General features: G+C 60.8%; 15 protein-coding genes and 1 pseudogene. All 16 read right to left on the minus strand.

Going from position 1 to position 13,716, the window contains the following annotated elements; translation table 11 throughout:
* Window positions 1-759 precede the first annotated feature (759 nt).
* Window positions 760-1,656 (minus strand): annotated as a pseudogene (locus tag AB0P21_RS20700) (recombinase family protein); the annotation flags it as partial.
* A 34-nt stretch (window positions 1,657-1,690) separates the two neighbouring features.
* Window positions 1,691-3,223: a site-specific integrase gene (locus tag AB0P21_RS20705; protein WP_363698736.1), complete on the minus strand. Its 1,533-nt coding sequence runs from the start codon at window positions 3,221-3,223 to the stop codon at window positions 1,691-1,693.
* On the minus strand, window positions 3,213-3,467 hold the full coding sequence (locus AB0P21_RS20710; RefSeq protein ID WP_363698737.1) for a helix-turn-helix domain-containing protein: 255 nt from the start codon (window positions 3,465-3,467) through the stop codon (window positions 3,213-3,215). Before AB0P21_RS20710 ends, AB0P21_RS20705 begins: the two co-directional genes overlap by 11 nt.
* Complete coding sequence (locus tag AB0P21_RS20715) at window positions 3,457-4,101, minus strand: ImmA/IrrE family metallo-endopeptidase (protein ID WP_363698738.1); 645 nt, start codon at window positions 4,099-4,101, stop codon at window positions 3,457-3,459. Before AB0P21_RS20715 ends, AB0P21_RS20710 begins: the two co-directional genes overlap by 11 nt.
* A gap of 40 nt (window positions 4,102-4,141) precedes the next feature.
* A complete protein-coding gene (locus tag AB0P21_RS20720; RefSeq protein WP_363698739.1) occupies window positions 4,142-4,489 on the minus strand; it encodes a helix-turn-helix transcriptional regulator in 348 nt (115 codons plus the stop codon).
* Window positions 4,490-4,756: 267 nt separating this feature from the next.
* A complete protein-coding gene (locus tag AB0P21_RS20725) occupies window positions 4,757-5,095 on the minus strand; it encodes a hypothetical protein (protein WP_363698740.1) in 339 nt (112 codons plus the stop codon).
* Window positions 5,096-5,215: 120 nt separating this feature from the next.
* Window positions 5,216-6,034, minus strand: a complete 819-nt coding sequence (locus AB0P21_RS20730; protein WP_363698741.1) for an antirestriction protein ArdA — start codon at window positions 6,032-6,034, stop codon at window positions 5,216-5,218.
* Window positions 6,035-6,082: 48 nt separating this feature from the next.
* Window positions 6,083-7,090, minus strand: a complete 1,008-nt coding sequence (locus AB0P21_RS20735) for a site-specific DNA-methyltransferase (RefSeq protein ID WP_363698742.1) — start codon at window positions 7,088-7,090, stop codon at window positions 6,083-6,085.
* Window positions 7,087-8,043: a replication-relaxation family protein gene (locus tag AB0P21_RS20740; protein ID WP_363698743.1), complete on the minus strand. Its 957-nt coding sequence runs from the start codon at window positions 8,041-8,043 to the stop codon at window positions 7,087-7,089. The genes AB0P21_RS20735 and AB0P21_RS20740 overlap by 4 nt, the downstream gene beginning before the upstream one ends.
* On the minus strand, window positions 8,040-10,187 hold the full coding sequence (locus AB0P21_RS20745; protein WP_363698744.1) for a type IV secretory system conjugative DNA transfer family protein: 2,148 nt from the start codon (window positions 10,185-10,187) through the stop codon (window positions 8,040-8,042). The genes AB0P21_RS20740 and AB0P21_RS20745 overlap by 4 nt, the downstream gene beginning before the upstream one ends.
* Window positions 10,180-10,395, minus strand: a complete 216-nt coding sequence (locus AB0P21_RS20750; RefSeq protein ID WP_363698745.1) for a hypothetical protein — start codon at window positions 10,393-10,395, stop codon at window positions 10,180-10,182. Before AB0P21_RS20750 ends, AB0P21_RS20745 begins: the two co-directional genes overlap by 8 nt.
* 159 nt (window positions 10,396-10,554) lie before the next feature.
* Window positions 10,555-10,785 carry a hypothetical protein gene (locus AB0P21_RS20755; protein ID WP_363698746.1) on the minus strand — a complete coding sequence of 77 codons (231 nt, stop codon included), beginning with the start codon at window positions 10,783-10,785 and terminating at the stop codon, window positions 10,555-10,557.
* A 76-nt stretch (window positions 10,786-10,861) separates the two neighbouring features.
* The gene (locus AB0P21_RS20760) at window positions 10,862-11,383 is read right to left on the minus strand and encodes a hypothetical protein (RefSeq protein ID WP_363698747.1); all 522 of its coding nucleotides are present in this window, start codon (window positions 11,381-11,383) and stop codon (window positions 10,862-10,864) included.
* 170 nt (window positions 11,384-11,553) lie between these two features.
* On the minus strand, window positions 11,554-12,618 hold the full coding sequence (locus AB0P21_RS20765; RefSeq protein WP_363698748.1) for a hypothetical protein: 1,065 nt from the start codon (window positions 12,616-12,618) through the stop codon (window positions 11,554-11,556).
* A gap of 5 nt (window positions 12,619-12,623) precedes the next feature.
* Complete coding sequence (locus tag AB0P21_RS20770; RefSeq protein WP_363698749.1) at window positions 12,624-13,358, minus strand: hypothetical protein; 735 nt, start codon at window positions 13,356-13,358, stop codon at window positions 12,624-12,626.
* A 190-nt stretch (window positions 13,359-13,548) separates the two neighbouring features.
* The gene (locus tag AB0P21_RS20775; protein ID WP_363698750.1) at window positions 13,549-13,701 is read right to left on the minus strand and encodes a hypothetical protein; all 153 of its coding nucleotides are present in this window, start codon (window positions 13,699-13,701) and stop codon (window positions 13,549-13,551) included.
* Between the last annotated feature and the right edge of the window lie 15 nt (window positions 13,702-13,716).

Raw genomic sequence — 13,716 nt, forward strand, 5'->3', positions numbered from 1 at the left:
GGCGGTTTGGCCGGTGTGGACGGCGTGTAGGGCCGCGAACGGTTGGCGCAGTTCGTGCCCCGTGACCTCGTCTTCATCAAGGTAGAGCCGGTGAAAGATCGCCTGGTTGAGTAGCCGCTTCTGGTCGTCGTTGCAGCGGCGGTAGAGCGCCTGTGGATCTTCAAGCAGGGTCAGACTGAGTTCGATCAGACGGGCGTCGTCGGTGAGGTCGGGGACTTCCTCGCCGAGACGGTCTCTGAGATGGATGCGTTCGCGTTCGATGCCGCGGAGCCTCTCCTTGATTTTCGTCTGCGGCATGCTGTTGTCGGCAGCCATTTCGATCAGGTTGTCTTCCTTCGTGTCGAGGGTTTTGAGCTCGGATTGAAGCTGCTGCTTGAGCAGGCGGGCCGACCGCTGGTGATTCGAGAGAGCGGCAGCGACATGGGATCGGGTCTGCTCGATGAACTGCCGGCTGAATCGCACGGCGCTGTAGACCTGCTCTACGGCTTCCTCGACGCGCATCGTATTGATGTGCGGCAGGGTGCACTCGCTGGTGCGCTTGTTCACGCAGAAGAAGTATTGGTAGGTGTTGCCGCGCGAGTTCGTGGTGTGTTGGATGACGAGTCGCTGCTCCACCTGGCGTCGGTGGCAAGGGCCGCAGTAGATCGAGCCCTTGAGCTGGTGATGATGGGTGCGTCGCCGCTCGCCAGCCATCGAGCGGGAGTCGGCGATGACCTGCACTCGCTCGAACAGATCCTCATCAATGAGGGCTTTGTGACGACCTTCGATCCATTCGCCCTTATATGTAACGAACCCGAGGTAGTAGCGGTCGCGCAACATCTTGGACAGCTTGTTGATCGAGACCTGCTGACTCGGAGTCTTCCGGGTTGCCCGGGTCCGCAGTCCTCGGTCGTACAGTTCGTCTGAGAGGTCGGCCAACGTGTAGTCGCCGGTCGCGTACAGCTCGAAGGCGATCCTGATGAGAGGTGCACGGACCGGGTCAAACGCCACGGTACGGATCTGGCGGAACTCGAACTGGTCGATGACGTTCAGGTAGCCGAGAGGCGCGAGGCCGATGGTCCCACCGTTCTTGGCCTTCTGACCCATCTTGTACGAGATGTCAGCGCCTGACTCCTTCGACTGATACTCATTGAAGGTGGCAAGTATGCCGTGCATGAGCTGCCCGACAGGCGTGTCATCGATAGCCTCAGTGGCGGAGATTACGGATACGCCGCGCTTCCGAAGACCAGCCATGACAATCGCATCGTCGTAGCGGTTGCGAGCCATGCGGTTGAGCTTGTAAAAGATGATGATGTCCACGTCTTTGCGCTCGCGGACGCGGGCCAGCATCTGCTGGAACACGACCCGCTTACTCATCTCTGTCGCCGACTTACCCGGCTCGACATACTCATCGATGATGACAAGATCCTGCTGTTCGGCTCTGCGGTAGCAGGCCTGGCGCTGCGCCGGCAGAGAGATGCCTTCGGGGTCGTAGTCGGTATCGACCTGATCCTTCGTAGAGACTCGCAAGTAGATGACAGCCCGTCGTCCGACCAAGGACTCATCGGCCTCGACCGTCTGACCGGTGCTCACATCAAATGCCTGAACCTCGAAGTCGAGACTCTGGGATTGCAAGAAGTACCGATCGTCAGGCGTCGGCAAGTAGGGGCTGTTCATGGTGATCTCCGGTGGTGGTGTGGCTGACTGGGAGTTAGTTCATGTGTGGTGGGCCGTTCGATGGTGGAAGTAGGTTGAATGGGAATGACAACACTCGTAGGAGGTCGAGATCTGCTGCGCGAAGCAACTTGAGGACGTCCAACTGACCCGCGGGAGGCACGAATCGGAGCTGTGGATAATTCGGATCGGTGCAGCTATTTACTGCCGCAGCGTGACCTAGAATTTGAGCGTAAGCACGTGCGCGTAGCTGCTGCTTAACAGATTGGGGGAGACTGCTCAAAGTGCGAGCGAGGTCGCTTTTAAGCAGGGTGTCCCGGGTTCGAGCCCCGGTGGACCCTCCAGAGGTGAGCGGCGCGAAATTCGTGCCTTCACCTGCGGATAAATCATCAACTGCAGCCAATTTGCCTAGCAGCAGTGGCTGCTCGTTACTGCCAAACAGCTCACGTTCAGCTCTGCCGAGTGCTTCTGTCTGCCCCTCGATGTCGGCGTGCTGATAGAGTTGCTGTGTAGTGGTCACGTGGGCGTGGCCAAGTATTAGCTGCGCATCTCGCACGGGGACTTTGAGGTTCTTGAGAATTGTTGCGGCGGTGTGCCTGGTGTGATGCACGCTGATGTGGCGCAACCCAGCTCGCTTGCGGACGTCTTGAAACTCTCGGTAGAACCGTGATGGCTCAACTGGTGTGCCAGCACTACTCAGGAAAACGAGTCCTGTGCTGTCTGAAAGCCTGGCCAAAGCAGTCACAGCATCGCCGCCGCTTCTCTGTACGGCGAGTGCGGCAAGGGCGTCACGGATGACGTGTGTCAAGGGAAGGTCGCGTTGCCCCGCTGATGTCTTGACGGGTCCCACTTGGATGCCGCTGTCGAAGCGTTGGAGTTGCTGCCGGATGTGTATGCGGTTGTTTGTAAAATCGACGTCGCACCAGCGGAGTCCGAGGACCTCGCCTCGGCGCATGCCATACAAGGTGAGCATGGCGAATCCGGGGAACCAGCGATGGCTGCGGGCCTCGATGAGGAACCGTGCTGCCTCCGCGATGGTCCATGGAGCGATGGGTTTCCGTTCCCACGCGGGGATCTCTACGAGTTTGGCGACGTTGCGCAGAAGAAGTTCTTCGCGCTCTGCTCGGCTGAGAGCAGCTCGGAGCACGCCCCTGATCTGTTGCACCGATCGGGCGGAGCGTCCACGTTTCAGTTCGTCGTTGAGATAGCGCTGTACGTCCTGAACTGTAAGTGCGGTGAGGCGGGTCAAACCGAACGCCGGCCGCAGATGCAGGCGGACGACGGTCTCATACAGCTCGATAGTTCGTGGGCGGTTCTTGGCCCGGACGACGTCTGCTAGCCAGTAGTCGAGATAGCTCCCGACCGTCCATGTCTTGTCTGGGCTGCGCACGCCCTTCTGCGCGTGCGCCAGTCTTGCCGTCAGCTTCTCGTGTACCTGCTGCCGCGTTTTCCCGTACACATAACTGCGTTTGCGTCGTCCGCTGGTTGTGTCGACATAGAGAGCCCCAACCCACAGGCCGTCGGCGCGCTTGTAGATCGAGCCTTCGCCGTTAGCGTTTCTAGAGGCCATGCCCACCTCCTTCGGATCGGAGGTCAGCAACGAAGGCGATGAGGTCTTCTGTCGGAACCAGCCTGCGCCGTCCAATCTGCACGGTCTTGAGGCGTCGCTTGTTGATGAGCTGGTAGAGCGCCCAGCGGCTGATGCGAAGCGCATCAGATGCTTCAGTGACGGTGAGCAGCAGCGACGAACCGTCGAGGGGTAGGCCATCGTTCGCACGTTGCTCGGGTGGGATCGTCGAGGTATCACGATCCATCACGGACAAGCTCCGGGTATTTCGGCTTAAGTTGTCGGCCGTAGTTGACGAAGGTACGCACTGGCTGGGTGAACTGGTCGTGGACTGTCCGAAGACCAGTTTGAAGAAGGCGTACAGACACGGCAGCTACTGACGCCTCGAAGTGGTTCGCGAGGCACAGCGGAGTTTGAAGACCGTTGCCCCATGCCGCCTTGAGGTGTCTGCGCGGGAGCAGAACACAGCCTGCGAAGTAGTCGGCGGCTGCCTCTGCCTGCTGCTCTGGTGAACGGATACGGTCGCCGGTGTAGAGCTTGTCTGTCTGTCCGTGGTCGATGATGTGCTTGAACTCATGCATGAGGGTGAATCGCTGACGCCGGTGACTCTCGCCCCTATTCAGAGTAATGACCCACTCTTTGCCGCTCCAGTAGCTGATACCACTGGTCGGCAGAGGCTTGTATACCACCTTTATGCGCGGTAAGTCGCCGACGATCTCTGTCGGGACCGGCCCTTGTGTGATATCGAATAGCTCAAGCAATCGGTTTGCCTGGAGTTCTGCAATACGCTCGGCTTCGCCGAACGTCACGTTCCGATGAGGAATCACCGATCGGAGAGTCCTAAGGATGCTTGGCTGCTTGATTTTCTGTTGGTGTTCCATGATTGAACCCTCCTTTCGGTTAGTTGATGGTTGAGAGGTGCTAGCCTTCGTCCTCTCCGTTCGATGGACCGCGTGGATCATGTCCGTACGGCTTGGTGATTTGCTCGAAGACTCCTTCGAGGATGGCTCTGTCCTTCTCTGGGATATTGCTGTACTTTGTGCGGAGGTAGTAGTTGAAGCTTGGGAGCTCCTTCTCGGGGACAAGGCCGGCGCAGACATAGAAGTCCGTAACGGGGATGTCGAGTACCTTTGCAATTGCAGCGAGGCTGTCGCCTCGGGGGGATGAGATTCGTCCTGCCTCTATGCGCGTGATGGTCGCAGGGTCGATATCCGCCCGTCTGGCTACCTCTGTCGCTGTGAGGTGCAACTCTTGGCGACGCTCCTTCATGCGTCTTGCGAGTGTTTGTGCGTGCATTTGATCCATATAGGTTCACCTTCCTTAATTGTTTCCGTGTTCTATTATCTGCCGTATGGTGAATCAATTCAACGGCATTGGAAGTTTCTACAACAAAGATCGATGACCGCAGGAAAGCCTGGCCTGCTTTATGTTCCTGGGATCATTGGGTGGGAGGCGGGCGCGTAGGCGCTCCTGCCTCCCACCCGTAGGGGTGTCCCGCTCAACCGCTAGGGAGCGGGACGGATGGACCGAGGAGCGTTAGCTCGTCGGTGGGGACGACTCGGCGGCCTTCTTGGCTGTCGTCGTCTTCTTGGCCATGGGAGCGGCTGTCTGGGTCTCAGACCCAAACAGCGATTGAATCGCTTCCCGTTGTTCGGCGGCTTCACGCTCGATCTCCTCGAGCGCCCTGGCAACCCGAGCCTTGAAGTCTGGCTCGGCCTGCTTCTGCTCGACGTACGTCCGGAGTCCCCGGACGCAGGCATCCCGCAGGGAGATGCCGTCCAGCTTTGCCACCATGGCGGCCTGGGAGTGGAGCCCGTTAGGCAGCTGGACCCCGATGGTCTTGTAGCTGCCGGGCGGGCCGGTGACCTCGCTCATGGCGAGTTACCTCCTCGGTGTTGGTGCAGCCGGCCATCCCTGTTTGGGATGACGGGACGGCTGCACGGCACCGACGAGAGTCGGTTTCCGTTTCGAGTTGTCAAAGTGCGCAATGGCGGGCTAAACCCGACCGTTGAACACCCAGACCCCGCCGGGATGATCGGCAAAGCGCACCTCGCCGCTGGTCTCCATCTCGTGCACCATGTGCTCAAGGTCGATGCGGACGACGTCGCGGAGCCAGTCCGGTAGCTTCTCCAGCTCGTCCTCGCCGTTCAGCTCATCGACGATGTGCTGGGCGTAGGCCTCCCGGTTCTCGTAATCGCCGAAGTAGGCCGTTTCGAAGCGTTCGAGCGTGAAGATGTCGCGGGTGTCGCTGATCTCCGCCCACGCGGAGAAGGCGAGGCCGTGTTCGGTGATGCCCTTGCCGAGGGCACAGACGACGTCCAGTGACTCGTACTCTGAAAGCGTGATCTGGCCGAAGCCGTCCTGGTCGTGGATCGCCCACTCTTCGGCGGCTTCTCCGGTCCAGTGGGCGTGCAAAGACCGGGTGAGGATCTTGCGGATGTCGGCCTGAATTTCCTCGAGGTCCTGACTGGCGTCGATCCAGTCGCCTATGTCGTGGCCTTCGTTGTAGTCGACGAGGGAGCGGACGTAGATGCGTGGGCGGATGCGTCTGTCGGCCTCGTTCTGTTCGGGATCGCCGGCCAGGAGAGCGTCCCGACGATCTTGGAGCATCTGTTCGTGCTCGATGAGGCCTTGGGCATCTTCTTCATTGAGGCCGTAGCTGACGTACCGTTCCAGCTTCTCGCGGTTGACGCGCCGCTCTTCAGCTGCCGCAGTGCGGGCGGTCTCGATTTCAGCTTGCTTCTCGGGGTCGTCAGTGCCGTAGCTGTTGACAGCTTCAGGGTTTGGTTGTGATGGGGGTAGGTGTTCACTCATGTCACCTCCTTTCGTGGTTAGTCGGTTGGGGCGCGGGAGAGCTGGCCGTCATGCGGCCGTGCTCTCCGAGGATCGCCGGGCAGTGTCGATCCGGTCAGTCGCAAGCTGCGCGAAGTCCGGATTGAGTTCAATGCCCAGCCAGTCCCGGCCGTGCTTCTCAGCAGCGACGGCAGTTGTCCCGGCGCCCATGAAGGGATCAAGGACTATTGCTGGTTCGCTCGGTGATTCACACGTACACGTCGCCAGCAACGTTCCGCGGATCGCCGTCGCCCCGAGGCGTCGCGTCACTCGTTGGTGTGGTTTGAAGCAGTTGGAGCAACGAGCTTCCGGACTGCCGGCAAGGATGGCCCGTTCGGCTAGTCGCTCTGGGAACGTCGCAAAGTGTGCTCCGCGATACGTCGACGTTGGCAGTTGCCAGACGTCCCCGGGGTTCTTGCCGAGCGGATGCCCGACAATGCCACGTTGCTTCATGGACACCAATCCACGGATGTTGTCCGTCGAGCGCGCCCGCCACTCTTGCGGGATCGAATCCCTTGCCGACGCTTGCGGGGTGCTGGGTTTGCTGGTGTGCGGAATCCGAATCGCGTCCAGGTCGAAGAAGTACTTTCGCTGTTTGGTGAGTAGGAACACGACTTCGTACGTGGTCGTCAGCCGATCGGGAACGCTGCTCGGCATTGGGTTGGTTTTGCTCCAGATGATCTGGTTGCGCACCAACCAGCCGTCTGCCGCAAGGGCTGCTGAGAGTCGCGCCGGCCCCAGAAGCAAACTCTTCCTCGGTGAGCCTTCCCGTTCGTGGATCGAGTAGCGGTCCGCCACGTTCAGCCAGAAGGTGCCCGTTGGAGTGAGAACTCTTCGGACTTCGGCGGCCACCGCGGTGAGGTTGCTTACCCATTCTTGGATGCTCGACTCCTGTCCGAGTTGGCCGCCAACTCCGTAGTTCCTCAACTGGTAGTACGGCGGCGATGTCAGCACCATGTCTACCGATTCCGATGGCAGGAGGCGAAGCTGATCCAAGGCGTCGCCGACGAAGATGGTGTTTCGGAGAGGCTTGTTCATGCGGCACCCCCGATCACGGTTTCGACTAGCTGATCAGTCGTGATTACCCGGAACAGGTCCTTATCGAGACGAGCAACGCGGACCGCCTCGGCCAGTTTGTTCGCCCTGGCCCTGTTGGGCACAACCCAGAGGATGCGAGGGAAAACATCGTGAGCATCTTGTTCGATGCCGCTACGGCGGTAGTCCTCGTACAACTGGCACTTGCGGACAACGGTAGGCGGGTGTTCGCTGCCGAGATCGACTTCGAGGAACCAGTGGTCTTCGAAGTCGCCTTGAGCGGTCACGACAGCGAGATCTGGGCGAATCAGCCTTCGCGTGCCGCCGGCGCGTGGGAAGTATCTCCAACTTCCAGGTTCGACTTGGACGGTGACAAGTTCGAGGTCACTTGTACGTGTCGCTCTGACCAGCGCTATATGAGTGTCTGCGACAGCGAGTGTGTGTTCGAGGAGTCGGACAGAGGGTTCGCGCTGACGACGCCGTGTCCCGTTGCCAAGGTCGATTTGTAGGAGTCGATCACCGGCAGGTGCGAGTTGCCAGACGTAGCTACTCGATCCGGCGTGGACCCCGCCGACGCGGCGATCCAAGTGGTTGATCAACTGGAGTGCATCGAGTCGTTTCAGGACTCGGTTGGTGCTGCGGGTGGCGGCCAGCGCCGAGCCATGTCCGGTGAAGTGCAGCTGCTCGACGTGCTTTGAGGTGAGCAGTCGATGAGTCGAGATCGATTTCAAAATTTCCAGATCACGAGTACTGATGCTGCTCTGGAGACTGGCGAGGATACGTCGGCCGGTTCGCTTGTTGGGGCGGGTGGCGGGTAGGAGGTCACTGGAAGTGGATGAACTATTCCCGACCACTAATGAGCGGTTCGTCGGTCCTGACCTGCGAGGTTCCGTCTCGTTCGGTGAGGCGGTTCGACGGTCGATCGGACGGTCTCTTCCTTCCTGAGGCACGCTCATGCCGACCTCCTTTTGCGGCCACTCTGACCGCTTCCGTCGGCTGGACCAGCTCCGGTTTGGGCAAGTTCTGCCAGATCCTGTTCGACGTCATCCAGCGTTCGGCCGAACTGCTCGCGGCTGCGCTTGATCAGGACATCCGGGTCGTGGATCGCTGGTGAGAGCGGGAAGGTGCGGCCCGCCGCGTACGGCGTGGTCTGCCCGTCCTTGGTGGCGAGGCTGGCGTAGACGTTGAACGCTGGGAGGGCGGTCAGATCTTCCGCCGTGATCTCGGCGTGCCCCTTGGCGAGGAGCGTTGCGTCATCGTGTGCGAGGTTGAACAGAATTCGGGAACGAACGTTTCCCAGGAAGCCGGCACGAAGACCAGGTGAGAGCTGACCAACGTACTGATGTGCCATGACGAACCCCGCTCCCATTCCGCGGGCCTGGGCTAGTGCGTCGGCAAGGTCTGTGGGCATCGCGATGTAGTCCTGGACCTCGTCGATGACGGCGAGGATTGGTGGACGTTGGCTTTGTGGCAAAGCGACCCGACGTTGGATGGCGTGCCACAGTTCGGCGACTATCAACGATCCTGTCAGCCGTGCGGCCTCGGCTCCGATGACTTGCTTCCGGAGGGGGACAAGCAAGATCTTGTTGCCGGACAAGACCTCGTTCATCGTGATGCGCGGTTTGCGTTGCCCAACGACAGCCCGGAGCCCGGGGTTGATGAGGAGCGGCCGCAGCTTGTTCTGAAGCGGCGCGATGACGTTCGCACGGTTCTCATCCGACATCGCCTCGTACCACTCCCAAAACGGCCCGAGGGCGATTGGATCGGCTGCGGCAACTCGGCGGACAATGGAGCGTCGAAAGCCGGTGTTAGTGAGGAGCAGCGGCACCATGGCAAGGCTCGCGTCGCCTCGTCGTGCCAGAGTGAGGAGGGCTGCGTGCAGAATGTCTTGACTGCGGACGCCCAGCGAGTCTCCGTAGAGGGAGCGGAACACGCTCAGCAGACCTTCGACCCGGCTCTCCGGTGATCCGGTACCGACCAAGGGATTCAAGCCGAGGGGAGCTTCGCTAGTCGGGTCGAGTATGACGATGTCGTCCCATCTGCGGTGCGGCGTTCTCGCGAGAATGTCGAGAACCAGGTCGCCCTTTGGCTCGATGACAACGACACCGCGACCGGCTTGGATATTTTGCAAAACAATGGAGCTTAAAAGGGTTGATTTGCCTGTTCCGTTGGGGCCCAATACCCAGGTGTGACGAAGCGACGCACCGACGTCTAGCCCAATGGCTCGCGTATGTCCCGGAGCAGTTGCTTCGGCCACGACAAGATCAGGCGTCGCTGAAAGAAGGTCGGATGGAGGTAGGAGCCGAGGGTGGATTCCTGGCACGCCGGGTAGATCGGAGTCTCCCATCGGCCACGCAGTCAGTCCGAGAACTTCTGAACTATTGAGGGCCATCGGCCACCACCAGGGGCTTGATGCGGCGTTGAGTCGGCGTGCTCGATCCGGCACAAGCCGCAGGTGTGTACCTGGTGCATCGAGAGTTCGTGCAGCAGTCAGGAGACCGGCCATCAGGGAGCGGCGACGCTGCGGTGAGGCGGCGTTGACGCCGAAACGGATCACGCAGTCGAAGCCGGATTCGCTCTCCTTGACGCGCTGGGCGCTGCGGCCCTCGGTATCCGACCGATGTGCCGGCGTGGTGCCGAAGATCCCAGCCGAATGTGATGTTGGCCGAGTCGGGATCACGCGAGCGGCCTTGCGAGGACCGAGCACAATCTGAATCACGGCGTGTTCGGTGCCGAAGACGCGATGCAGAGCAGCTAGAAGAGCGCGGGTTGACGGTTCCGGATCGCCGGTGCGAAGTGCCCTTGTACGGCTGCTGATCCGTAGTGCTGCGGCGTGCGTGACCTCAGGTCGGTAGACGTCGTCAGTTGTGATCTGCGTCCCGCGGATGGTCTGCTTCACCATGGCGGTGACAGAGCTTTCGGTCCTGCGTGGGACACCGAGTAGGTACTGCGTCGTCAGACAGGAGCGGACCTCCAGGACGAGCCGCGGGTTACGAGGATCACCGCTCCACAGGCGAAGAAGTTCGAGGACGGTGCTTGGGGCAACGGGGCGCTGAAAGTGGAGCTGTATCCAGATGAGTTCGTCGAGGTCTCTAGTCATCGGCGGTGTCCCGCGCTTTCGTGTTCGCCGGCGGCGCCGTCTTGGCGCTGGCGTCCGCTTCGGCCTCTGCTTCGGCTTGTGCCAGAGCCAGCTCTGCCAGAGCGCGGCCGAGCTTCTGCATGTCGGGTTTCTCGCGCCGGACGGCGCGCACTGAGATCCGTCGTTCGGGTCTGCGGGCCTTGCTGCTTCGCTTTTGGTTCTTGTTCATATGTCCCTCCTTTCCGTGATGAATTCGTGTGTTGCCTGTCTAGTTATAAATGCACGAATTCATCACGGCAATGGACTTCGCGGATTCCACAACACCGAAACGAACGTCACTCACTCTGGCAATTGGTTTGCGGATTTATGCAAGTTTCGTGTTGTGCGATTACCAACGGGATTGACGCCACCGAATGATGAGTACGACGACCCACAGCAGGATGCCGAGGATCACGCCACCGATGAGCCACGGCATGATCGGCCGCAGGAAAGTGACAGCTACGTTGAGCAGGATCGAGGTGGCGAAGAGGACGAGACTGCCGCGCCACAGCCACTGAAGCGGACTGGAGACGGGATCTTTCTTTTCGTTCATGGGATTGAGGTCCTTGGTGTCGGGCATGGCCGAGCCATTGCCGGTTCCGGGGGAGTCCTCACGACGTCCCGTACGGAGCGCTGTAAGGACGTACTACGGATGGTTAGATCGGCCGAGACCCCGGCCGATGGGCGACGAGGCTGGCGAAGATGGCACGCGCCACCGTCCCGGGTGGATCGGTGTAGGCCGCCTTGGTGATCTGAACCCGTTCGTCCAGCAAGCCGTCGATCTGCGTGCCACCGAGAACCACGGCATGTATGTCACCGGGGAAGGTAGCGATGTCGGTGAGCACCTGGTCGATGTCGTTATCGAACAAGCAAAAGTCGCTCAGAATGCAGAGAGTGGCGTTGTGTTGGGCGTAGGTCTCAGCCAGCGTGGTCGCCGCACGCAGCGACGGGCCGAGGTTGCTGTGGCCCCGGGCATCGGGTGGAACCAGAAGCCCACCTTGGAGTCGCTTGAGACCGGCTCTCGTTAGCGGAACTGGGGCGACATCTCCACTGGTTGGTGTATCGAAGTGGATGACCGCTCCGAGCTCGTGCTTGCCACCGCGCCGGGCGACAGCTTCAAACGCTCGGCGCGATTCTTCGTATCTGCCCGAGATGGGATCTGCGCCAACAGGCCCCATGACCGAACCCGAATCGTCTGCTAGGACGATCAGGAGTGTCGGCTCCTTAGATGGCCGGCCGGGGTTTCCGAGGGAGTAGCTGATCGGATTCCTCCGGACCCGCTTACTGGGTCCGGAGGTCCACCGCAGCTCGGCTCGAGGAAGCTTGCCCCTGAGGAGTTCTGCACGGATCACTTGCGATCACCGCGCAGACGCCGCCCTGTACTGGACGGTTTGCGTCCCACACCATGTCCGGCCACGCCGGGGTTCTTGCTGAGGGCAAGTTTTGAGAGAGCGACCAGGTACCACTTGGCGGCCTCGCCGCGGTGGGAGTGCTCGTCCCGTAGCGACTTGGCCATCTCAATCGCCTCGGCATGGCGGACGAACACCGGAGAGGCGGCGAGTTTGTTGTAGTTGGCAATCGCCTTCTTGAGACTGCGTTCCAGTGAGGCCAACAGATCAGCGACGTCATCGGCGTAGCTGTAGGTGGAGACGAAGGAGCCGAGCGCCGTGGCTGCGGCCATCCCGCCGAAGGCGATTCCCGACGCCATGCCCTCCACCGACAGCCTCAAGCTGACGATGCCCATCGCGATGATGACCACGACGGCGACGCTGATGAAGCCAACCATCTTCATGATGGAAACGCCGGCCTCCATGCCGCCGAATAGATGTCGGTAGCGCGCCTCGTCTTCACTGAGGCTGTCGGGGTCTCGTCGTCGTTGACGAGACATCCGGAGATCCTTGAGGTCAGCACCGGCTTGACCGCTGGCAACTCCGGCGAAGCCGACTGCCAGCGCCTGTCCGAAGGCGACGATGGGGTATTCGCCAAGGCTGATCGCCGCGCCGAGGATTCCGGCAGTATCTCCAAGTGCGAGAACGACGAGGCCGACGATGTACCGGTACCAGGCGGAGCGATCCCGTCTGGTCAGCACCTTCAATGTGTCAGTCGCGTGTTCGTAGCGAGCCTCTGCCTTGTCGATGCTTGTTCGGCCTCGTTCGAGGAGCGCCTTCTTTGCGTCCACCTGAACCGCGAGTCCCGCAGCTTTGGCCTGATGGGGCCGGACTTCGGCCTCACCCCGAGCAGCAGCCAATTCCTGCTGTTCGCTGCCGTGAGACTTGTACTTCTGCTCGACCCAGTACTCAGAAACATCGCTAGGTTGAGCGACGGCCGAGGCCTGGTCGATCTGTTGCATGTTCTCGTTGTCGGCCTCATCCCGAGCTTGTTGCCAACCGTCGTACTTCGGATCGCTAGCCATAGGGATCACCGACCCGTCGTGTAGTCGGTGACGACGGTGCAGCGGTCCGCTGCGCTACGACGACAAACTTCCTGCCAGTAGGCAACGAGGCTGTTGGTCAAAGCCGAGGACGGAACCCCGCCGGCCACCACCTTGCCAACACCAGCAACAGTTACTGATGCGCCCTTGAGCGGTGGGACGATGACGCGCTTCGCAACCTCGCGGGAATCGGCCACTGCGATCGGCGTGGTGATGCGCGGGCCAATCGTCTGAAGCCCGTCTGTCAGGAGGATGAGGTTCAGCTGGTAGCTGGACCCCAGTTGCTGCTGATACTCGGACGCCAACCGGAGCTGACCGAGGATGTCACTGTGAGCGGGCGAGATCTTCTTGATCGCTGCCGGATAGTTGGCTGACGCCTGCTCGGAGACGTCGTGTACGACCTTCTCCACGCGCCGCAAACGCGCGTTCTCAGTTGCGCCGGGGAGCGACAGTTCTCCGTCGTACAGGGCCACGGTTGCGGCACTGGTCGCGCTGAAGACCGTCACCGCCAGGTGACCGCCGCAAATGGCGGTGTGCCGGATCGTGTCTTCAATGACACCGAGTCGCTCGGTGCCGACGTCGGGCAGCCTTCCGCTACCACTGACGTCCATGTTGATGAGAGCCGCGATCTTGATATCCGCGGGGCAGGTCTTCTTGATCTCCTTGGCGCGGGCAAGATCGCCCGTGCCTGTCGGAGCAGGCCCACAGCTGGTGAGGGCCATAGTGAGGCACGCGAGGAGTACGCCTGCGGCGAAGTGACGCAGGCGTACAGTAAGTCGGGCCACGAGGGTGTTCCCTTCCATCTTTGATCGGGTGAGTAGGTAGCGGATTCGTGGAAGGGAGTGGTCCGAGCGCCAACTCGAACCACTCCCGTTAGAACCTCAAAGGGTGAGGCTGTTCCTGCGTCGCAAATTAGCCGCGGATGAGTGCGAGCAGGCTTGCGACGAACGTGCTGAGTGCGCCGAGAAGCGCGATGCACGCCAGTAGCCGACGCTCTGCACGGTGCAGCCGGCGATCTTCGGCCTTCTGCTTCTTGCTGTATTTGCGTCGCTTCCGATGGCTCATGCGTGTCTCCTTTCA

The sequence above is a fragment of the Kribbella sp. NPDC056861 genome (genome assembly GCF_040687575.1).
Lineage (GTDB): Bacteria > Actinomycetota > Actinomycetes > Propionibacteriales > Kribbellaceae > Kribbella.

Excerpts from the sequence above, each read along its gene's own strand:
- AB0P21_RS20705 (WP_363698736.1), bottom strand. The coding sequence starts at position 3,223 with ATGGCCTCTAGAAACGCTAACGGCGAAGGCTCGATCTACAAGCGCGCC.
- AB0P21_RS20710 (WP_363698737.1), bottom strand. The coding sequence starts at position 3,467 with ATGGATCGTGATACCTCGACGATCCCACCCGAGCAACGTGCGAACGAT.
- AB0P21_RS20715 (WP_363698738.1), bottom strand. The coding sequence starts at position 4,101 with ATGGAACACCAACAGAAAATCAAGCAGCCAAGCATCCTTAGGACTCTC.
- AB0P21_RS20720 (WP_363698739.1), bottom strand. The coding sequence starts at position 4,489 with ATGAAGGAGCGTCGCCAAGAGTTGCACCTCACAGCGACAGAGGTAGCC.
- AB0P21_RS20725 (WP_363698740.1), bottom strand. The coding sequence starts at position 5,095 with ATGAGCGAGGTCACCGGCCCGCCCGGCAGCTACAAGACCATCGGGGTC.
- AB0P21_RS20730 (WP_363698741.1), bottom strand. The coding sequence starts at position 6,034 with ATGAGTGAACACCTACCCCCATCACAACCAAACCCTGAAGCTGTCAAC.
- AB0P21_RS20735 (WP_363698742.1), bottom strand. The coding sequence starts at position 7,090 with ATGAACAAGCCTCTCCGAAACACCATCTTCGTCGGCGACGCCTTGGAT.
- AB0P21_RS20740 (WP_363698743.1), bottom strand. The coding sequence starts at position 8,043 with ATGAGCGTGCCTCAGGAAGGAAGAGACCGTCCGATCGACCGTCGAACC.
- AB0P21_RS20745 (WP_363698744.1), bottom strand. The coding sequence starts at position 10,187 with ATGACTAGAGACCTCGACGAACTCATCTGGATACAGCTCCACTTTCAG.
- AB0P21_RS20750 (WP_363698745.1), bottom strand. The coding sequence starts at position 10,395 with ATGAACAAGAACCAAAAGCGAAGCAGCAAGGCCCGCAGACCCGAACGA.
- AB0P21_RS20755 (WP_363698746.1), bottom strand. The coding sequence starts at position 10,785 with ATGCCCGACACCAAGGACCTCAATCCCATGAACGAAAAGAAAGATCCC.
- AB0P21_RS20760 (WP_363698747.1), bottom strand. The coding sequence starts at position 11,383 with ATGGGGCCTGTTGGCGCAGATCCCATCTCGGGCAGATACGAAGAATCG.
- AB0P21_RS20765 (WP_363698748.1), bottom strand. The coding sequence starts at position 12,618 with ATGGCTAGCGATCCGAAGTACGACGGTTGGCAACAAGCTCGGGATGAG.
- AB0P21_RS20770 (WP_363698749.1), bottom strand. The coding sequence starts at position 13,358 with ATGGCCCTCACCAGCTGTGGGCCTGCTCCGACAGGCACGGGCGATCTT.
- AB0P21_RS20775 (WP_363698750.1), bottom strand. The coding sequence starts at position 13,701 with ATGAGCCATCGGAAGCGACGCAAATACAGCAAGAAGCAGAAGGCCGAA.